This window comes from Aliirhizobium wenxiniae, assembly GCF_014201355.1.
Taxonomy (GTDB): Bacteria; Pseudomonadota; Alphaproteobacteria; order Rhizobiales; family Rhizobiaceae; genus Neorhizobium; species Neorhizobium wenxiniae.
Window position 1 is genome coordinate 32,756 of record NZ_JACHEG010000011.1, and the last position, 20,842, is coordinate 53,597.

The window sequence follows — 20,842 nt, forward strand, 5'->3', positions numbered from 1 at the left end:
CCCGTCTTTGAAAACTGCGCCTAGCCAGTTTTGCTTAGCAAGTACCCACAGGCGTACACCCAATTGCGGCACGCTGTCCCTTTGGCTGATCACGTTTCGCGTTGATGATTTCGTGGCGGGGCCTGTCTATCATTTGGGCAGGTCGGAGGTACGCCATGCCTATTCTTAAGACGCTATTCAGTTCTTTGGGTAACGGATCCTCACAAAGTCGCGGATCTGGCAACAACCAGAGCAATGGATCATGTTGTGCTCCGCCAAATCAGGCGCCGACACCCCAGCAGGTGACCATTACCAGCGGCATGGCAGTCTCGGTGATCGCCGGGGCCGATGCGTTCGGCGAGAACACCTCCTCCCACATAGAAGCAAACATGAGGATGTTCGACCGAGGCCTGGCCTCGTTTGCCGCCGGCAGCGCCACATCGACTGCCGCCGCCAACGGACAGGGAGCTTATGCCGCCACCTATGCGCAGGCCGATGTCATCGGCGCGGATCTCGGCCAGATTGAGACGAGGCAAGTCGCCTCAGATGACGGGTCGTTCATGTCCACGACAACGACCTTTGCGGCAATCGACCTCAAGTTCGACCTCAACAATCTCGGTGGTGGTGGCACGCAGTTCAGTGAACGGTCAGGCAGCGCCAATCCGCAGGTAACTGTCACCGGCAATGTCGCCAGCTTCGATGTCGAGGCGAGCGTCGAAGGTCCCAACAGCTATGTCGATGTGGTCGCCGACGCGCTCGCCATCGAGGATGCCATGTCCTCGACGACGGTCGCAGCAACGACGGCGCTGACCGCTTCGGTGACCTACATGATCGTCAGAGGAACCACACGTGACGATCAGTTGAATGGAACATCCGGCCACGATCTCATGCTGGGCGACAAGGGCAACGATGTTCTGCGTGGCCTGAACGGCAATGACTGGATATTCGGTGAATTGGGGAACGATCGCCTTGAAGGCGGCGAGGGCGACGATACGCTGTTCGGCGGCAAAGGCAAGGATACGCTGCAGGGCGGCAACGGCGACGATTGGCTGTTCGGCGGAGATGACAACGACGAACTAGATGGCGGCATCGGACAGGACCTGCTCCATGGAGGCAGTGGGACCGATACGCTGCGCGCTGGCGTCGGCGACGATTTTCTCGACGGCGGTAAGGGTAAGGATCAACTGTTCGGTGATGCCGGAAACGATCTTTTTCGACTTGGCGCCGACGGTGGTGACGACGACGACACCTATACCGGCGGCGCAGGCCGGGATACCTATCTTATAACGGACAAGATTGACGACGACGTGATCAGCGATTTCAGCATCGCTCAGGGCGACCGGATCGTGATGGACGACGATGTTGATCACTGGTCGATCTCCATCCGTATCTCTTCCGGTGACCGAAACGATCTGGAGATCACCCTTTCCGGTCAGGGCGCGGGCAGCTCGAGCCTCGTTCTCGACGACTTTTTCCGCATCAACCCGGAATTCAAGGTTGCCGGGTCGCGGCCGTTGAGCAAGCAGCAGTCCGACCAGTTGCTGGATCATATTTTCGCCGATGGCCTCGACGACATAAGCGGCCTGCAGGTCTTTGTCTTCGGCAACTTGTTGTCCGAACTGGGATAGCCGCCCGGTCCAGACGACATAGCCTCCAGTTTTACAACGCAGCCGGCATTACCGCTCGTATAAACGTGCGGTTGTGCCGGTTGTTTTCGTTTTCGGGCGAGTCAGCTTATCTGCCCCGTTGCGGATGACGATAATTCGCAGCTTGCGGCGCAAGTATTACCCCGAAAACTCCTTCGCGCAGTTGACGCATCGAATGAATATTTCCCTGCGCATGCCGACCAAAGGGAATGCGCTCGCGGGCGAGAGAAACATACTTCTTTGGGGTCTCTCGCTGAAACTCGCGCGGGTGGCGTATAACCCCGATAGACATTTGAGGTTGTGAATATGCGGGGCTAGCTTCTCACCCGTCAGCAGGGGCTGATCTTCAAACCCAAAACTCAGAGGAGAGAGACATGGGCTTCCCGCATTACAACGACAACATCGACCTGGATTCATCCTACGAATTCGATTCGTGTATCGATATCGACTTCAGCCTGGATTCGGACATTTCGTTCAACCTCGATGTCACCAAGGACATCTGCGTCAACGTCGACATCGACGGTAACGAGGCTTCCTTCGCCATCGACGTCCAGGCCTTTGGTCATGACACCTCGGTGGACCTGAACGTCGTTGCCGTCGTCATGGAAGGCGAATGGTCGAGTGTTACCGCAACCGGATACGCCGCTGCGGGTTGATATCGGTTTCATCCGTCCCGCAAGGGTGGATACATGTTGTCGGGTCCCGGAATTCCGGGACCCTTTTTTGTCGTCACACCTCTGGTGCAGCCTACACCTAAAGTTGCAGGCACTGATGCGTAGTAGGACCGGCCGGATGCTGCACGTAACCTAGCGCCATAGAGAACAGGCGCCCCGGGGGAGGAAAAAATGGCCAGCAAGATCGTCAAGACGTCCGTGAAATCATCCGTCACTTCGTCGGATCCGGCAAAGATTGCGGCCGTCGCGTCCACCCGGCCTGATGCCATCGAAAGCGCACCCTCGCAGGCAATGGCGAGCACTCTCGTTGAGGCCGCGGCGCTTGTGGCTCCAACCTATACGCAGGTTCTGCTGACAACCGGCAACGATAATAGCAACCAGAGTGCCGACGGGCGGTATAAAATCCAGGGCCTGGCGGGAAATGACACGATTACCGTGGCGGCCAACAGCACCGGCGGCGATTATCTGGACGGTGGTGATGGCATCGACACGCTCAATGCCGCAAACAGCAGCGACTTCCTGGATGGTGGTTCCGGAAACGATGTTTTGAACGGTAATGGCGGTGACGATATCCTGCGCGGCGGCGCCGGTGCAGATACGTTGAACGGCGGCGCAGGCATCGATGCCGCCGATTACCGTAATTCGGATGCGGGTGTCACCCTGACGCTTGCCGTCGATCCGACGAAAACATCTCGCGGTGTCGGCGGTCATGCCAACGGAGACACGGTAGGCGGTATCGAGAACGTTTTCGGCTCGGCCCATGACGACCGCCTGACCGGCAATCTCCTGTCCAATCTCCTTGTCGGCGGTCTTGGTTCGGACATTCTGCGCGGCATGGACGGTGACGACGTTCTGATCGGCGACGACATGCTGGATGTGGACATGGACGGCACGCCGGACGACGAAGACGCAGATGGAATACCCGATGGGGTCAACACCACAGCTGCGGGGGGTGACGACACGCTCGATGGCGGTTTCGGTAACGACCGTCTCTTCGGCGGTGGCGGAAACGACACGCTGATCGGCGGGTTTGGCAATGATGTCCTTTATGGTGGACTGGGCGGCGATCTGCTCAACGGCGGCGACGGCGACGATCTTCTCGACGGCGGCGACGGGGATGACACACTGATAGCAAACCTCGGCAATGACATCGTTTATGGCGGCGGCGGCAACGACTTTATCGATGCCTCGATCGGTGATGACGACATTCATGGTGGTTTGGGCGATGACGAGATCCATGGCGGCGCCGGCAATGATGAAATCTGGGGTGATGATGGCAACGATCGCATTTTCGCAAGTTCCGGCGACGACAATATCGACGGCGGAGACGGTGATGACGAGATCGAAGGCGGCGACGGCAACGATACGCTTCTGGGTGGCGCCGGCGCCGATATCCTCAAACCTGGCAGTGGCACCAACATCGTCGATGGCGGTGACGGCATCGATACGATCGATTTTTCGACGGGCGCAGCCATCGGCATCGATCTCGGCAATCACACGGTCAGCGGCGCCGCCACGGGGACGAGCTTCAGCAATATCGAGAACGTGACGGGTTCATCGCAAAACGACATCATCGTCGGCGATTCCCTTGCCAACATCCTGACCGGCGGCGGTGGCGCAGACCGGCTCGTCGGTCAGGGGGGCTTTGATACGGCCGATTATTCCAGATCTGCGGCGGCGGTAACGATCACCCAGACATCGTCACCCGCCAACCCAACCGCCGTCGGCACAGGTTTGGGCGGCGATGCGCAGGGTGACGAGCTGATCCTCATCGAACGGATCATCGGCTCGGCCTTTGCCGATACACTGACCGGCGGCGATCTGGCAGATACATTTATGGGCGGAGTTGGCGCAGATACGATTACCGGGGGCGGCGGCAACGATACGGCGGAATATTCCTCGTCGGCGACGGGTGTTTCGATCGTCCTGAACGATGCTGGCGGAGCCACCGTCTCCGGCGGCGATGCCGAAGGCGATCTGCTCGCGTCGATCGAAAACCTCATCGGCTCCGGTTCAGCCGACATTCTTTACGGAAATTCGCTGGTCAACCGGCTGGAAGGCGGCACCGGCAACGATACGTTCCGTACCGGCACGGGTGGCATTGCAGCCAGCGGCGTGTACGAATACGTCATCGGCGGCGATGGTGTGGACACGATCGATTATTCCACCTCGACTTCGGCGGTGGCGGCGATCGTTTTTAATGCTCAATCCGGCACTCTTCCGGTCAGTCAGGGTGGAGAGGCCGATGGCGACATTCTTCTTCTAGTCGAAAACATCATCGGCAGCATGTTCGGCGATCAACTGCGTGGCAGCGAGGTCGCCAATCTTCTCAGTGGCCTAGACGGCAACGATAACCTGCAAGGACTTGGCGGCGCCGACACGCTGATAGGCGGTGCCGGTATCGATACGGCCAGCTATTCGCTCTCGACTGCCGGCGTGACGGTAACACTGGCCGACAGCGGCAATGGCACGGGGGTCGGCGGCGATGCTCAGGGGGATCTTCTGAGCACGATCGAAAACCTGATAGGTTCGACATTCGACGACATTCTTATCGGCAATTCCGCAACCAACAGGCTGGAGGGCGGAGCGGGCAACGACACGTTCCGCACAGGTCTCGGCGGCTCGGTGGCCAGCAGCGTCCAGGAAGTCGTCATCGGTGGCGATGGGGTCGATACGATCGACTACTCGGCATCGACGGGGGCGGTGTATGCGCGCCTCTTCAGTAGCACGACAGGCGTTGGCTTCAGCCAGGGTGGTCATGCCGACGGCGATGTGCTGGCGCAGATGGAGAACGCCATCGGTTCGAACTTCAATGATCGTCTCGAAGGCACGGAATTCGCCAATAGTCTCAGCGGCGGACTGGGAGATGATCTGCTCATCGGTTTTGCCGGCGCCGACACGCTGATCGGCGGCGGTGGCGTCGATATGGCGGATTACACGGCGTCAACTGCAGCGGTCAACGTCCAGCTCCACGCGACCGCAACCACGCAAGCGGTTGGCGGCCATGCGGAAGGTGACCTGCTCAACGGCATCGAAAGCGTGACGGGATCAGCCTTCAACGATCTCCTGGTCGGGAGCACCGGCGCTAACAAGCTGATCAGTGGCACAGGCAACGACACATTGCTTGGCGGCAGCGGCAACGACATTCTGTCAGCTACCGGCACCAGTGCCGCATCCGGCCAGAAGCAGCTCTTCGGTGACGGGGTGAACGACGGCGGCACCGCGGGCGTCGATCAGTTCCGCATTTTCGGCGGTACAAATTTCATCCGCGATTACCAGACGGGAGAGGACGTCATCCTCAACAGCAGCCTGACCTCCAACCCCAGCCTGGTCGCAATTGGGTTGAGCGGTGTGAGCTATTATGCGGCATCGCTCACCGGCACGACGCACCAGACCTATGTCATCTTCGGTGCGACTTCAGCTCTGACCTCGGCGCAGGCGGTCGCCAGCATGACGACGTTCGTGCAGAACGATCTGTTCGTCGATGTGAACCTGATCGCCTGAAGGGGAAGTTGCATGTCTGTTGCTGCAAGAAGCCCCCGCAGGGCGAGAAAAAGCGAACTGGATCACGCGCTAACGCAGATGAAGTCGGTGTTCACTCTGACCGGACTGTTCAGCTGCGCCATCAACATCATGCTTTTGGCCTCACCACTCTACATGCTCCAGGTCTATGACCGCGTGCTCACGACGGGCCGCATCGAGACCCTGGTCCTGCTGACGATATTGATGGCTGGTGCGCTGATCGTGTTCGGCCTGCTCGACGCATTGAGGGGCATCATCGGCGCCCGCACGGCGATCTGGCTTGGGGCGGAGCTTTCCCCACCGCTTCTTGCCGGCGGCGTGCGGGCAAGGCTTGTCGGCGACGGCGCCGGGGCGCAGCCGCTGCGAGATCTTTTCCAGTGTCAGTCGTTCCTGGCGTCGCCGATCTTTTCCGCGCTCTTCGATGCGCCTTGGACGGTAGCCTATCTGGCTATGATCTGGTTACTGCATCCGACGCTTGGACTGTTTGCAACGGGAGGCGCCCTGTTCATCGTCCTCGTCGGTATTCTCAACGAGATCGTCACCCGCAACGCCACCCGCGATGCCGGAAACGCGCAGATCGTCGCCATGCAAAATGCCGAGATGATGATCCGCAATGCGGAGGCGGTGCGCGCCATGGGCATGATGCCAAGCTTGATGAAGCGCTGGGGCCAGATCAACGACAGCTACATGCTCAGTTCGCTGACGGCGAGCGAGCGGGGCGCGATGGTGCTCGGCCTTGCAAAATTCGCCAGGTATCTTGTGCAATCCGCCATGCTGGGGATCGGCGCCTATCTTGTCATCACCGGCACGACGACTGGCGGCTCGATGATCGCCTCGTCCATCTTGCTCGGGCGCATGCTGGCGCCGGTCGAGCAGATCATGGGCAGTTGGCGCACAATCGGCGCTACACGCCTTGCCTATGCCCGGCTCAAGTCACGCCTGCAGGATGTGCCGCCGGAAGCGGAGCGTACGCGATTGCCCCGTCCTTATGGCCATGTGAGTGTCGAAAAGCTTAGCTACACTGCGCCGGGGTCGAAAAAGCCGGTCTTGCAAAATGTCAGCTTCAAGTTGATCCCCGGCGAGGCGCTTGCGGTGATAGGGCCCTCGGCGGGAGGCAAGAGCACCTTGTGCCGGCTTCTGGCAGGTGTGCTAACCCCGACGGAAGGCGTTATCCGGCTTGACGGGACCGACCTGCAGCACTGGCGCAACGAACAACTGGGGGCGGCGATCGGCTATCTCCCGCAGGACGTGGAACTATTTGCCGGCAGTGTTCGCGATAATGTTGCCCGTATGCAGGAAGCCGAAGACGGCGAAATCGTGCGGGCCGCCATGCTCGCCCATGCGCACGAGCTCATACAGCGCCTGCCGCAAGGATATGAAACGCCGATCGGCGATTCGGGCAGCCGGCTATCGGGCGGACAGCGCCAGCGCGTCGGTCTGGCACGTGCTGTGTTTGGAAGCCCGCAACTGATCATTCTCGATGAACCCAATGCCAATCTCGACCAGGCTGGCGAAAATGCCCTTTCGGCGACAGTTCGCGATCTCAAGGAAGCCGGGGCGGCTTTGCTGATCGTGGGTCACCGGCCGTCCACGCTGGCACAAGCGGATAGGCTGCTGCTGCTGAAAGACGGTCGCGTCGAACTGTATGGCACGCGGGAGGACGTCATCGGACGCTTGCGGCTGGCATCGCCCGAGACGCCGCGCGCGCTTGCCGTACCGCCAGAGGCGGACGAGGAAGACGAAATCGACGACCAACCGGAGAAACTGACGCTTACCAATGGGCAATAGGGGCATCCGGCGTTCGCTGGGGCAGAGGTCAGAGGGAAAAACCATGGCAGGCAAAAGCATAGTTTACTCGCTGAATTCAGGCGTGGCCGACACGAAAGTACTTTCGCTGGCAAGTCAGGTTCGACGTCCGGCGGTCGCGGGTCTGTCGATCGTGATGATCTTCGTCGCCGGTTCGCTGGGATGGGCAACGACGGCCCCTATCGCCGCAGGTGCAGTCGCCCCCGGCGTCATCAGCCCGGATGGCAGTCGGCGAACCGTACAGCATCTCGAGGGTGGTATTATCGAAAGGATCCTGGCGCGCGACGGTGATGACGTGCAGGCAGGCCAGGTTCTTGTCGAGCTGCAGACGACGCAGGTCGCCTCCACCTACGGCATGCTCATGGAGCAGGCCCAGACCTTGACGGCGATGCGTGCACGTCTGATCGCCGAACAAACCGGCAGCGCGCAGGTCGATTATAGATCCGAAATCCTGGATCCGGAAAATGCCGAGGTGCGGGTCATCATCACCAGTCAGGAGACGCTTTTCCAGCAGCGGCGCAAATCCTTCCTCACGCAGCTGGAAATCATCATAGATCGTGAAGGCCAGTATCACGAGCAGATCAAAGCCTTTCAGTCCCAGGTCGAAAGCGCGGCCGCACAGATCCAGCTGATCGACGAAGAGCTTGTGGGGAAAAAATCACTTTTCGGCCAGGGTCTCACCACCAAATCCGACGTGTTGCGTCTGGAACGGACCAAGGCCGCGCTTATCGGAGAGCGCGGCCGGGCGACCGGTTCCATCCTCGAAACCCAGCAGAAAATCGATGAGCTGGCCACGCAGAAAGTGTCGCTTGAAGCCGATCGCGCGACAGAGATTTCCACCGAGCTGGAGAAGACACGCTCGCAATATGCGGAGGTCACCGAGAAACTGCAGGCCAGCCGCGATATTCTGGACCGCACGATTATCGTAGCACCTGTCTCCGGCAAGATCGTCAATTCCCGCTTCAAGACGGCGGCAGGCGTCATCCGGCCCGGAGAGCCTATTCTGGACATCGTGCCGAGTGATGAGCGGCTTCTCATCGATGCGCAGATATCTCCCAACGATATCGACGTCGTACATGCCGATCTGCAGGCGATTGTTCATCTGTCGGCCTATTCCAGCCGCGGCATGCCGCGCATCAGCGGCGTGGTGAAAAGTGTTTCTGCCGACAGGATCGTCGATGAGAAGACGGGCCAGTCGCATTTCATGGCGCGGGTGGAGGTGTCGAAACAGGATCTCGACAAACTCGACCAGCATGTCACCCTTCTCTCCGGAATGCCGGCCGAGGTGACAATCGTGACCGACGAGCGCACGGTGATGGAATATCTGCTGGAGCCCTTCCTGACAGCATTCCGCCGCGGCATGCGAGAAGTCTGAGAGCGGACACCGTTCCTGTCACGATTGGGTAGAGTTGCTATGCAGGCGTCATGTTTTCCTGACCTCAAGAGCAATTCGTGAAAAGGAGGGAAGCGGCTTCAATACCGCTCCTTTCGGATCAATGCGGAGCTCGGGAAGAAATCTCCACCCGACAGGATGAATGTCAGCGTGTTCAGTGCCTGCTCCGGCGCGAGCTCGGTCGGCACGAAGCCGCGCACCCCCCAACTCAGCGCCGAGGCGATTTCAACCGGATCTCTCATATCGGAAATGATCACGGTAGGCGGACCGTCATTCGCCATGTCACAAAGCTTGCCGTCCAGCCACAGCTCGCGGATCGAACGTGCGCCTGCACAAAGTATGACGATTTTAGCATGTTCGATCTCAACGGTGTCATGGCACAGGTCTCCTCCCTGAATGGAAAGGTTCTGGTCTGCGGCCCATGGAGTGAACAGGCGCAGATATGCCTCTCTTCGCAGGGGCATCTCGTCGAGCACCAGGGCGAGGCCGGCCGTCGCTTCTGGGAGCGTTTCCAATTTTGAGATCCTCTCGGTGGCCGTTTCTGGCGCTAGCCTGTGCCGGATTCCAGCCGACTCGCGCCACGTACCGATGATATCAACCGCCCTGGGAATTATGGGAATTCAATAGGATGCGTATACTGTTTAGATCGAGCCATCGAACTAAAGATATCATTATTTTGGCAGAGTCCAATTTTAGGCAAACATTTGATAAATGTAATACTTTGTTGCAGTATAGTACTTCGTTAGTCCATCTGGACTGACCCGGGTTGCGGGCGTAGCCTCTGCTCACAAAGAGCAAGGAAAAGGTGTTAGTCATGAATGACATTTCATCTAACGCTTTGGCGTTGCTGGGTATCGCTCTTCCGCCGACTATGCTGCAACTTGAAGTAGCGTTATCGGTGCTGGCCGTATTGATCGCGATTGTGAGCCGGCACAGGCCCACGATCATTGGAGCGGCTTTCGCAGTAATCATGGCTGCGATCATGTCGTCTCATTTCGAGGATCAGGGCGTATTGTTGATTTGCGGTTTCGCCGCTCTCCATGCGTTTGGCGGTTTTGAACGACAGGCTCATCAATCCAGACTGCAGAGCATTGAAAGCGATGTGCAGGCTATGTCGGTTTTGATGAATACGTTCCTTGATGGCCTGGAGAGACGAACCCGGGAACGCGAATACGCGTTGAATGCGGCAGTCATCGAAGACCAGGCGTTGGGATTGGAAAGTCCTCATAAATCAGCTGCCGAATAGCTGGTAATTCATAGGGTTACGAAGATAGTAATTGGTATTTATTGAGTTTCATAAAAGTAAAATACAAGCAAATATGGACTATAAATCAGATATGCAGTAGATTTAGTTTGCCGCAGACGGTGGGGATTTCGTCCGGTGAATACATGGTTTCTTGCGCGGGGCTGAGGGCGCTGAACCGTTTTGGCGCGTCCGCTTCCGCCGACTGACAATGATCGCCGTGATCTCATGGATCGCGAACCACTATCCGTTGTTATCATTTCAGAAAAAAAAGGCTTTGCAGCCTGGGAGAGCTGAAAATGCATGGGATGCAAGAGGGAATGACCGGGGTCGTCGTTATCATCGACGAATTGGCAATGCGCAGGGCATGTATTGTGTCCGCCCTGGAGCCTTGGGCAACGCTTCAGCACTTGCGTCTCGTCTGCTGCGCGCCGACGGACGTTGCTACCTTGAGGGAAGAGAAGGATGTCCGGCTCGTTCTCCTGAATACAGGCGGTTCGTCTCTGGCGGAGCCCGAGCAGCAGGAAATCCTGCAGGCAGCCAAGGCCCTTTCGTCCGGGCCCTGTGCCGTGATCTCTGATCGACTGGATGCGAATGACGCCGTGGCCGCAGCCGGGCTCGGTCTCCAGGCATTTCTGCCGGCCATGTTACCGCTAGATATCGTCAAGCAGGCGCTCAGCTTCATCATGAACGGCGGAACCTATTTCCCGCGTGAAGCGCTATTGGCGACCGTTACCATACACACGCACACGACGGAGCGGTATCATGTGTCCGACAATGGCGGATCGTTGACCCAGCGTCAGGCGGAAGTGCTTGAGAGATTGCGCTTCGGGCGTTCCAATAAACACATCGCCCGGGAACTGAACATGCAGGAAGCGACGGTGAAGGTGCATGTTCGCCAGATCATGCGAAAACTGGGAGCCGAGAACAGAACGCAGGCGGCATTACTGGCGCAATCGAAGTCTCCGCAAACTGACGATTCTGAACTATTGCGCCCCCAGGCCTCGACCGATGCCCTGGGACTCGTCCCCCAAAACGGAGCCCGTGCATATGGGGCAGTCTGATGATTGTAGTCCCGAAGACGGTGATGCAGTTCAGGGGAGCCGCGAAGCCGGAGCGATACAGTTCGCCTTTTGATGACCGTGTGACACTCGCATGAAGACTTAGGCATGTCGGCGCCGAGAATACGCATTCCAAGCGTCATAGGGGGCGATGCGTCAGAGACTTCCGATAGGACCGGAGAGGTCCGCCTGACTTACAGGAGCGGAGTACCTGCCGCCCGTTCCAAATCAAACTCTTCGCTTGCGCTGGTAAATTCGGCTCTCACGCAAATCTGTTGGTATGCAAGGCTTACTACGTGCGATCTGGATCTGATCGGGAGATTCCGCCGCGACGCCGAACGACGGCCAATCCGCTAAACAGGACACACCGGCCAGACTATCCACTGAGCGGCATGCTGAAATGTAACCGCTCCTGCAGCTCTTCAATGGATACGAGCCTTAGCGATCCCCGGAGCAACTTGGACGCCCTATCCACTCTATTCGATTATGCTCTCGCTTGTCGGTTCAAAGTGGTGAATTTGCCTCGACGTGATGGAGAGCCGGATTAGACTTCGCACTACTGCGACGTTGCAGAAGCAGAAGATCTCTCCCATAGCCTAGGGTCGGATAAGTGGAATCGGACAAGCATTAGATGCGTGGGGGAAATGCGTTGGCGCTCGTCGGATTCGTTCTTGATGGACGCTGCCAGGTTCTGGCGCGCCTGTCCGGCGACTTCGTCGAATAGACCCATGCCGAAGAAGCAAACCGCTCCGCCCCCGATAGCTTCATCCTTGGCGGACTGGCCGTTGATGCAATATTCCCACCTGTCGGAGGTCGGGAATACTTCATTGATGGTCGTCGGCTCGTGACCTCCTGCAGGAAAGAGACATCAGCGCTTGCGAGGTCGCGCCAGCGCTTCAAATCTGCGAAGTCGGTGGCGTTGCGCACGTAATCGTCGGAGAAGACCGTGTGAGGATCTCTAGCGTAGACCAGCGTCTGGCTATTTCAGTTGCCCACCTTCAGGTCAGCGGCCAAAGAACCGGTTGTCGAGCAAAGAAAGGCAGCAGCGGCAAACAGGGCGAACCTCATTCTCATTTTCAATCACCTCCATTGAAGAAGGCCGTCTGGCATTTTAGCGTATTTTTAAGCGTGGCATGAACCAACCGTCAGGAGCCTCTAGCAAAATACTTCATCAAGGCGCCCTTCGATTGATCAATATATCTATCAAGCCACCGATCATCCGTTGCCAGGAATCCTGACCACCCCTTCTTGCCCTGACGTTCCAGCTCAGCCTCGACCGCTCGAAATCGGTAGTGGTCATAGACATCGAGAATGTGGACGGCGTAAGCCTGCGCCAAGGCCTTGTCGCCTGTTATGATCAGCATGTTTTCATCGTTGGCATAGGATGCTTTGAAGCCAAGGTTGTGGCTGCCAAGGACGACGACGCAATCGTCCGAGAGTGGGTCGATTACGAGAACCTTGTCATGAATAATCGCCCCGACCTTCTTCGCTGTCAGTTCTTCTGCCCCGAAGTCACCGAGCAAGCTTCGATCATCTATGCGAGACGCTCGCACAATTGTAACATTTCCATCCTCAAAGGTGTGAGGAGAGACCGCCGGGTCATCGTCGCTCTTGTCCTTGGTGCCTTTCTTGTCCGCAGGCACGTAGTTCGGCATGGCTTGTGGGCTGGAGACCGCCCCCGTCACAATCAGTTTCCGGTCCTTGTTGATCCCGATGTCGATTGCCTCGCCGACGATGCAATCGTGCGCTGATTGTCCGGGGTAGAATGCGAGGAAAAGGATCGCGTCTTCCGCTTTCCGCATTCGTCGATATACCGCCTGAAGATCCGGCGGTGTCGCTTTTCCCTTGGAGCGACTTTGCATATTGGGGGAAAACCACACCTCGACATCTACTCCTGGCCCCATCGGCACAGAGTGCGACGTCTCGTTGTCCCTGCGGAACTTCTTGCTCTGCTGGTTCTTCGACATCGGCTTTCCGAACGGAGTCGGCACTTCGATCTTGTCGTCGAACATGCGCTGCCAATAATCGGCATACACACCAGCGACCTTGTCGTCGTGGACGATCAGGGCGTTGTTCGACTGGCCTGCCAAACCCGTGGCGGTCCAGTTGGTGCTCCCGGTAAAGACGCTGCGCTCGGATCCGTCACTCGGGACATGCACGACGAATTTGTTGTGGCCGATCTGAGTCTGGTTGTTGAACATCCGGTGTTGAATATCTACGCCGGCATCCACAAGCTCTTTCCTCGCCGCGCTATTTCGGATGTCCCAGACGCCATCGGCCTGAGCTGTGTTTGCCAAAATGATGCGGATCTTCGCTTTGTTGGCGAGGAGCAGATCGACAAGCTCCTTATCCTCAAGTTCGTACAGGCCGATCAGGAACTTGCCATCTTGAGCCAGGAATTCCCGCAGCATGGGCAGTACGTCGCCCGCCAGATATTTCCGTATACCGTTGTTCGGATCGGAAATCATTTCGATCAGCTCATTCGGCTTCTTGACGCCGTCTTCGAACAGGATATTGCGCAGCCATTGCGCGGCGAGAATACCGTTTGTGAACGTCGACTCGAACTTGCCGCGCTTTCTTGTGACATGCACCGGGTTGGTTGCAACTGCCGGACCGAGGTAGCCAAGAGGGCGCGGCTTGCCTTCGTAAGCTTTGGCGGAAATCTTCTCGACTGCGCCTGTTGCGTTTTTGACAGGTTTACCCTTGGTATCGCGCTTGGTCACAGTGACCCTCTTGGGGGTAGGGTCGGGCGCCGGATCCAGACCGGGCACCAGATCGCCAAGAGGACGAATCTCGTAGCGGACCCGAACCTCGTCGGGCCTTCGCACCATTGCATCCCGGCGCTTACGAAGGGTGAGATCCCGCCAGGACAGCTTTTGGACTGGCCATATCGATGTGGTTTGTGGAAGCCAGTGAGGATTCCGTTGTCCCTTGAACGCGACCCAGGCCGCGCAGGTCACACGATCTTCAGTGCCGTCAGCCTTTCTCGCAACAGCCCCATCTACATCAAGATAGACACGAACTACCTCGAAGCCGAGACAGCCCGGAATCTTCTTGTCGATGTCCCAGGCAATGAAGGCAACTTCGTTGTTTACATAGGCATGCGCAGACGTAATCTTGCCCATACTCTGGTCCCCCGGCCTGAGAAGACATTGCTACCTTTCCGTGTCATAGACAAGGATGAAATCATGCGCAAAAATAGGTGTGACGTAAGGTGGGTGATCCATATCCTTTAGGGATAATTCAAACTGCAGCCATGGCAAGCAAGGCATGAGGCGCAAAATCCGATCATGGCACGAAGCCTATTCGAACGTCTGGTAGCCTGCCTGTTGCAAGAGATCTTTTCTAGCCGGAAAGCGCGTCGGCATGTCGGTGTTGCAACTCTCTTTCGTTGCATTGTGACGCCATTCTTTTCAGCTATTTAGAGAATTTAAATTCACATAACTCGGAATTATTTGACGCTTAAACAACTTAGCTCGCGTCGAGCTTCGGCTAGTCAGACCAAACTCTCAATTTTTCGAGAAGTTACCCTAACCTTGTGGCCCGGGTTGCTGGTTCAGATCCTTTCAAGATTTACGCCCTCGCGTTTTTGACAGTCAGGGATTTAACGCCGCTAAAGTTCGGGTGATCGATGATTGCCTCCCACACGTCTCTTACACTCTAATATGCGGTGACCGGGAGAACTACCTGCCTGTATTCGCGTTCGGCTTCCTACCGATAAACTAGACTGCCACAGGCACGTCATGAAGGATCATCGCAGCAGCACCGAAGGCAACCGTATCTGTTGCCGATACTTCCGGAAGCAAAATCTCCGGTTGCAATACGCGTGCTCCTTCGAATGGATCAGAACTCGAAAAGTTCAGCCAAGGCAGTAACTGCTCGCGTACCATGAGCGGTAAAGTCCCGCCGATATAGATTGCCTGCGGGGCCAAAACCGCGCTGACGGGAAATGCTAGGCGGGCGATTTCCGGTCCGGCCCGTGTCAGCCAGTCACCAAGAGTATCCCTGTTGGTGTCGAGATAGTTTCTCCATGCATCCGGTGACCTGTCTGTCGGCACATTGCCCGAGCGGCTTGCGCACCAATCCGCCAGATCTTCGAACGAAGGGCGGGTAAGGCCGCGTGCCCGCAAAGCGCCGATCTCGCCGGCATTGCCGAGATTGCCGCGATAAAGCTGCCTGCCGATGATGATGCCGCTGCCGATCCCTTCGGACAGATAGAGATAGACAAAATTTTCATAGGCCGCGGCGTTGCCGAGCGTCAGTTCGCCCATGGCAGCGGCGTTAGCGTCGTTTTCGATCACCACGGCGCAGCCGAGACTCTCTTGTAGTGATACGGTCAGGTCGGGGCCGGCCCAGGAAATCACCTCCTGCGCCAGATCGAGAAAGGCCGCGCCATGTCGAAAACGTGTCGGCATGGCAATACCAGCGCCGATCAGCAGGTTGCCATCTATCCCGTCCTGGGCCAGCAATCGGTCCTTGCCGTTGAGGATTTCAGCCTGAACCTCGGTGAATGTATCATAGCGGCCGGGGAGGTGAAGTTCCCCCACCATTTTGCCACCAAAATCCAGCAGGCTGAGTGTTATCGAAAAGCGGTTGGCGTGAACCCCCAGAGCAAAACCGATCGAAGGATCCAGCGACAGATCGATCTGCGGGGCGCCCCGACCGACTTGACGTTTCGCGCCCTCCAGCACGATGCCGCGTTCGATGAGGTCACGTGTCATCATGCTGACGGCAGCCGGCGTCACGCCGCATAATTCGGCGATTTCGGCGCGTGACGCGGATTGCTTGCGGCGGAGGTAACGCAGCACGGCTGCCTGCGTATTCCCTATCCGCTCAAAAGGCGTGCGTCTGCTGGCTGCCACGATCCGTTCTCCACATCACATATCGGCGATGTCATGATTTTGTTACTTAAGCAACTTAATTAAATAAAAATCATCAACCGGACCGACCCTCTTATGAACAAATCTCTCGCCTTCCTCGCCACTGTGGCGATCTCCGCCCTTTCCGCCGGCCTCGCGCATGCAGAAGACATCAAGATCAAGATTTCCACGCTTGCCGAGCGCAGTGCGCCTGGCCGCGTCACCAATATCGAAGGTGCGGCCGAGATCATGAACAAGCAGTTCAAGGCTGCCGGCGTCGACAAGCGCATCGTCATCGAAGCCAATAACAGCACCGTAAAGGGCTGGGACGATCTGGCGCTGGAAACGCTGAAGGCGCTGTCCGTCGGTCAGGGGCCGGATATCTACGTTCTGCCGCATGAATGGATCGGCCAGTTCGCGCAGGATGGTTATGCCCTGCAGATGGATGATCGCATCGCTTCCGCTCCCTGGGTGTACGGTGATATCCTGCCAGTTCTCTGGCAGTCCGCCAAGGCGACCGACGGCAAGATCTACGGTGTGCCGCAGGATGCCGAAATCCGCATGTTCTTCTACAACAAGGACATGCTGCGCAAGATCGGCAAGGACGAAGCCTTTATCGAAGGCCTGCCGGCCAAGGTCGAGGCGGGCGAATTCACGCTCGACGACCTGACCGCCCTTTCCAAGGAAGTGGTTGACGGAAAGGCCGCAGATTACGGCATGCTGCACCGTCCGAATGTCGGCATCGACTACCTGATGGTCTTCCAGTCCTATGGCGTAAAATTCATGGACGAAAAGACCGGCAAGCTGGTCTTCCCGAAGGCTGAAATGACCAAGGCGCTTGGCTGGTACGAGCGTAACGCCAAGCAGGGCGTAACCCCGGTCGACAACACCGCCATGAGCTGGGACGCCATTCAGGGCGCCTTCAAGCAGGAAAAGGCTTTCGTCTTCCATCAGGGCGTCTGGGCCGTTGCCTGGCAGGTCGGTGAAAAGAACGGCGCCACCTGGCCGACCGATAAGGACGGCTACTTCAACAAGATTGGCTGGATCCCGGCACCGGCCGCCGAAAAGGGCGGCAAGCCTGCCAACCTCTCGCATCCGCTGCTCTACACGGTCAATGCCAAGAGCAAGAATGCCGAGATTGCTGCTGATCTCGTCGCGCTGGCAACCCTGCCATACTTCAACAACGAACACGCAGTCACGTCTTACCACACGGCCATCAGCAACGCGCAGACGGCAATGCCGAAATACAAGGACAACTGGGTCCTGTCGGCCGCCTCGCCGATGATGGAACACGCCCAGTTCGTGCCGAACCACACCAAATTCGGTAGCTATAACAAGGTTCTGTTCAGCGGCCTTCAGGCTGTCGAAACCGGCAAGATGACGGCAGAACAGGCTGTCGAATTCATCGCGGACGAACTCGAACTGCAATTCGGCGGCGATATCGAAATCCGCGACACCGCCAGCAACTGAGCCTGATTGCAATCCGTGCCGCCCGGCGTCTGTCGGGCGGTATCGCTTCCCCCAACGGTACCTTGTAATGTCGAATTTCCAGATCAGGCCCCACCGGCCCGCCCGGCCGCTGCTTTATCTCGCGCCGGCCATCGCGCTACTTGCCGTGTTTTTCCTGGCCCCGATCGTCGTCAACACGGTGATCGCCTTTACCGACATGGGCGCAAATCTTCGCGTCGGCGAATTCACGTTCAAGAATTTCGAGCGGATCGTGCAGCGTGATGCGCGCCTGCCCATGGTGCTGCTGACAACGCTGATCTACGTCACGGCCACGCTGTTCATCTTCAATGTCGGCCTCGGCGCGCTTCTGGCGATGACCTCGACGGCAATTCCCGAAAGGCTCGGCAACTTCTTCCGTGGCCTCTGGCTTTTGCCGCGCATGTCGCCGGCCGTGCTCTACGGTATCTTATGGATCTGGATCGCCGATCCGTCCCCGTCAGGTCTGCTCAATCAGGTTACCGGTACGCTGGGTCTGCCGCCGATCAACCTGCGCAATGATTTTCCGCTGTTTCTGGTCATTCTGGCAAACGGTGTCGTTGGCGCGTCTTTCGCGATGGTCATTCTCACCTCGTCGGTTCGTTCCATCCCCTCGCATCTGGCCAATGCCGCGCGGGTCGATGGCGCCAGCGAATGGGGTGTGTTGCGCCATGTCGTGGCACCGGCGCTGTCGCAGCCGATCCGCTTCATCACGATCTATCAGGCACTCTCGCTGATGACGACCTACGAATATATCCTGCTGATTACCGGCGGTGGCCCGGTCTACGATTCCACGCCTTACGCGCTCTATATCTATCGCCGCGCTTTCGAAAACGGCGCTTACGCCTATGGCGCGGCGCTGGCGCTCGGTCTGATGGTGATCGGCATCGCCTTCACCCTCCTGCAATGGCGCATCACCAACATGCGCTCCACCTTCGCCGCTCCAAAAATCGAGGTGCTGTGATGGCTCTTGCTCAAACCAACACGTCCATGCCCCTGTCCGCATCCGTCACGCCCGATGATTGGGCACGGCTCGAACGGCGCGGCGCACTCAATCGCGCCGGTTTCCTCTCGGCGATCATCATCTTCCTGACGATCGTGTCTGTTCCCGTGCTATTGCCTTATCTGTGGCTGCTGGTGAAGTCGCTGACCTCTTCGGACAGTGAGGTCAGCCGGTTGGTCCTGTGGCGCAGCACCGCAATCGCAGCCGTGGCCTATCTCGGCGCCATCGCGCTGGCATTCCTGGCGGACCGGTTGCGCAAGCCGGCGCTGTCATGGGCAGCGCTTGGTGTTGTGGTCGTTATTCTGGTGGCCATTTTCCTCGCACCATACCTGACATTCGACAATTACCGTTTCCTCTGGAACCGCGATATCGAAGGCACAGGCACAACGCGTATGGACCTGATGCCATCGATCTGGGCGGCGCTCGGCAGTTCTCTTGCCTTTGCCATCGCCCAGACGCTGATCGTCACGATTGTCGCGACACCTGCGGCCTATGCGCTGTCGCGTTTCGCCTTCGCCGGCCGCGAAAACTTTCTGCGCGGGCTGCTGCTGTTGCACGCCTTTCCGGCACTGGCGCTCACCGTCGCCATCTTCATCCAGCTACATTACATGGGCCTGCTCAACAGTCTCACCGGTGTCGTGCTGGTCATGAGCGCACTGGAACTGCCTTTCGCGATCTTCGTGCTCAAGGGCTTTTTCGACAACGTGCCCTGGGACATCGAGATGAGTGCCGTGACCGACGGCGCCACCCGCTCGCAGGCTTTCCGCATGGTCGTGCTGCCGCAGGTGCGTGGTGGTCTGATCGCTGTCGCCACCTTCACCTTCCTCAGAGGTTGGGAGGAATATGTCTTCGTCCAGACGCTCCTGATCGACAAGAGCCAGATGACGATGAGCCTCTACCTCTTCTTCGTCGCACAGGACAATATGGGCGCGGATTACGGCATGATCGCCGCCGTCGGCATCGTCTATCTCCTGCCTGTGCTGATCCTCTACACCTTCACGCAGAAATACATCACCCAGATGAGTTTTGGCGGGATCAAGGGCTAACAATCATGGCAAAAATCACCCTCGACAACGTCACCAAGAACTGGGGCGAAACCCAGGTTCTGAAACCGATGAACCTTGCGATCGAAAATGGCGAATTTGTCGCCATTCTCGGCCCTTCCGGCTGCGGCAAATCGACGACGCTTTTCCTGCTTGCCGGCCTCTATGCGCCGAGTGCCGGCGAGATCGCCTTCGATGGCCATAACGTCAATCGTATCGATGCGCGTGACCGCAATGTCGGCATCGTCTTTCAATCCTATGCGCTCTACCCCAATCTGACGGTGCGCGAAAACATCGCCTTCCCCCTGCGTTTCAAGACCATGGGCAAGGAAGAAGTGGTTCGGCGCGTGGAAGAGGCTGCGAACCTCGTTCAGATCAGTGCTCTGCTCGACCGCCGTCCGTCGCAGCTTTCCGGCGGCCAGCAGCAGCGTGTGGCGCTCGCCCGTGCGCTGGTGAAGGAGCCGAACATTCTCCTGCTCGATGAACCGCTTTCCAATCTCGATGCCACCTTGCGCATCACCATGCGGGCGGAGCTGAAAAGTATTCAGAGACGTCTCGGTTTCACGACGCTGATCGTGACCCACGACCAGATCGAGGCGATCACCATGGCAGACCGGATCATCTGCATGAACAATGGCGAGATTGCGCAGATCGGCACACCCGATGATCTGTATCGCTGTCCCAACAATCTGTTCGTCGCAGGCTTTATCGGCACGCCGCCGATGAACCTTCTGAAGGGTGAGGCCGATGGCCGGTGCCTTCAGATCGCCAATGCTTCGTTCGATCTCGATGCCGAATGCGCCGGTGCCGTAACCTTCGGTCTTCGCCCGGAAGATATTGCACTCGTTTCCCCTGAGGCGGCGCAGCTTCAGGGAGAAGTCGTCACCGTCGAGCCGATGGGCCGCGAAGTCTTCTACACGATCGACACGCCGGCTGGCCTTATCCACGCGCTGGAATATGGCGAAGCGGTCCGGCATGCGCCGGGCGCCAAGGTCGGTATTTCCTGCAAGTCCGACCTGACGCTCGTTTTCGATGCGTGCGGCAATCGCATCGCCGATCTCCATGCCGATTTTTCAAATCATGCCGAAGTTAGCGCCCGCGTGCTCGAACCGGCAAACTGACAGGAAT

Annotated in this window: 14 protein-coding genes; 11 read left to right on the plus strand and 3 right to left on the minus strand. The window is 58.0% G+C overall.

What is annotated here, in order from left to right; genetic code table 11:
• The first annotated feature begins 281 nt into the window (after positions 1 to 281).
• From HNQ72_RS31185 to HNQ72_RS27385, 5 genes are all read left to right on the plus strand, one after another.
• Positions 282 to 1,607, plus strand: coding sequence for a calcium-binding protein (locus tag HNQ72_RS31185; RefSeq protein WP_183997310.1), 1,326 nt, complete (start codon positions 282 to 284; stop codon positions 1,605 to 1,607).
• A gap of 392 nt (positions 1,608 to 1,999) precedes the next feature.
• Positions 2,000 to 2,281 carry a hypothetical protein gene (locus HNQ72_RS27370; RefSeq protein ID WP_183997312.1) on the plus strand — a complete coding sequence of 94 codons (282 nt, stop codon included), beginning with the start codon at positions 2,000 to 2,002 and terminating at the stop codon, positions 2,279 to 2,281.
• 189 nt (positions 2,282 to 2,470) lie between these two features.
• Positions 2,471 to 5,803, plus strand: coding sequence for a beta strand repeat-containing protein (locus tag HNQ72_RS27375; protein ID WP_183997314.1), 3,333 nt, complete (start codon positions 2,471 to 2,473; stop codon positions 5,801 to 5,803).
• A 12-nt stretch (positions 5,804 to 5,815) separates the two neighbouring features.
• A complete protein-coding gene (locus tag HNQ72_RS27380) occupies positions 5,816 to 7,609 on the plus strand; it encodes a type I secretion system permease/ATPase (protein ID WP_183997316.1) in 1,794 nt (597 codons plus the stop codon).
• Between the two features lie 43 nt (positions 7,610 to 7,652).
• Positions 7,653 to 9,002 carry an HlyD family type I secretion periplasmic adaptor subunit gene (locus HNQ72_RS27385; protein ID WP_183997318.1) on the plus strand — a complete coding sequence of 450 codons (1,350 nt, stop codon included), beginning with the start codon at positions 7,653 to 7,655 and terminating at the stop codon, positions 9,000 to 9,002.
• Positions 9,003 to 9,100: 98 nt separating this feature from the next.
• Here HNQ72_RS27385 and HNQ72_RS27390 read toward each other — a convergent pair whose 3' ends face one another.
• Positions 9,101 to 9,535, minus strand: a complete 435-nt coding sequence (locus HNQ72_RS27390; RefSeq protein ID WP_183997320.1) for a response regulator transcription factor — start codon at positions 9,533 to 9,535, stop codon at positions 9,101 to 9,103.
• A gap of 299 nt (positions 9,536 to 9,834) precedes the next feature.
• Between HNQ72_RS27390 and HNQ72_RS27395 the strand changes: the two genes are divergently transcribed.
• Entirely contained in the window at positions 9,835 to 10,266 is a 432-nt protein-coding gene (locus tag HNQ72_RS27395) for a hypothetical protein (RefSeq protein ID WP_183997322.1), read from the plus strand.
• Positions 10,267 to 10,583: 317 nt separating this feature from the next.
• Positions 10,584 to 11,327: a helix-turn-helix transcriptional regulator gene (locus tag HNQ72_RS27400; protein ID WP_244654603.1), complete on the plus strand. Its 744-nt coding sequence runs from the start codon at positions 10,584 to 10,586 to the stop codon at positions 11,325 to 11,327.
• A gap of 1,142 nt (positions 11,328 to 12,469) precedes the next feature.
• On the opposite strand, the gene HNQ72_RS27405 is transcribed toward HNQ72_RS27400, so the two are convergent.
• Together HNQ72_RS27405 and HNQ72_RS27410 are read right to left on the minus strand one after the other, a co-directional pair.
• Positions 12,470 to 14,449: a phospholipase D-like domain-containing protein gene (locus HNQ72_RS27405; protein WP_183997326.1), complete on the minus strand. Its 1,980-nt coding sequence runs from the start codon at positions 14,447 to 14,449 to the stop codon at positions 12,470 to 12,472.
• Between the two features lie 597 nt (positions 14,450 to 15,046).
• Positions 15,047 to 16,186 (minus strand): ROK family transcriptional regulator, encoded by a 1,140-nt coding sequence (locus HNQ72_RS27410; protein ID WP_183997328.1) that lies wholly within the window; start codon positions 16,184 to 16,186, stop codon positions 15,047 to 15,049.
• Positions 16,187 to 16,279: 93 nt separating this feature from the next.
• Between HNQ72_RS27410 and HNQ72_RS27415 the strand changes: the two genes are divergently transcribed.
• The 4 genes from HNQ72_RS27415 to HNQ72_RS27430 all read left to right on the plus strand — a co-directional run bounded on the left by HNQ72_RS27415 (position 16,280) and on the right by HNQ72_RS27430 (position 20,835).
• Positions 16,280 to 17,653 (plus strand): ABC transporter substrate-binding protein, encoded by a 1,374-nt coding sequence (locus tag HNQ72_RS27415; RefSeq protein ID WP_183997339.1) that lies wholly within the window; start codon positions 16,280 to 16,282, stop codon positions 17,651 to 17,653.
• A gap of 67 nt (positions 17,654 to 17,720) precedes the next feature.
• The gene (locus HNQ72_RS27420) at positions 17,721 to 18,632 is read left to right on the plus strand and encodes a carbohydrate ABC transporter permease (protein ID WP_183997341.1); all 912 of its coding nucleotides are present in this window, start codon (positions 17,721 to 17,723) and stop codon (positions 18,630 to 18,632) included.
• Entirely contained in the window at positions 18,632 to 19,717 is a 1,086-nt protein-coding gene (locus HNQ72_RS27425; RefSeq protein WP_183997343.1) for a carbohydrate ABC transporter permease, read from the plus strand. The genes HNQ72_RS27420 and HNQ72_RS27425 overlap by 1 nt, the downstream gene beginning before the upstream one ends.
• A 5-nt stretch (positions 19,718 to 19,722) precedes the next feature.
• Positions 19,723 to 20,835 (plus strand): ABC transporter ATP-binding protein, encoded by a 1,113-nt coding sequence (locus HNQ72_RS27430; protein WP_183997345.1) that lies wholly within the window; start codon positions 19,723 to 19,725, stop codon positions 20,833 to 20,835.
• The last annotated feature ends 7 nt before the right edge of the window (positions 20,836 to 20,842 follow it).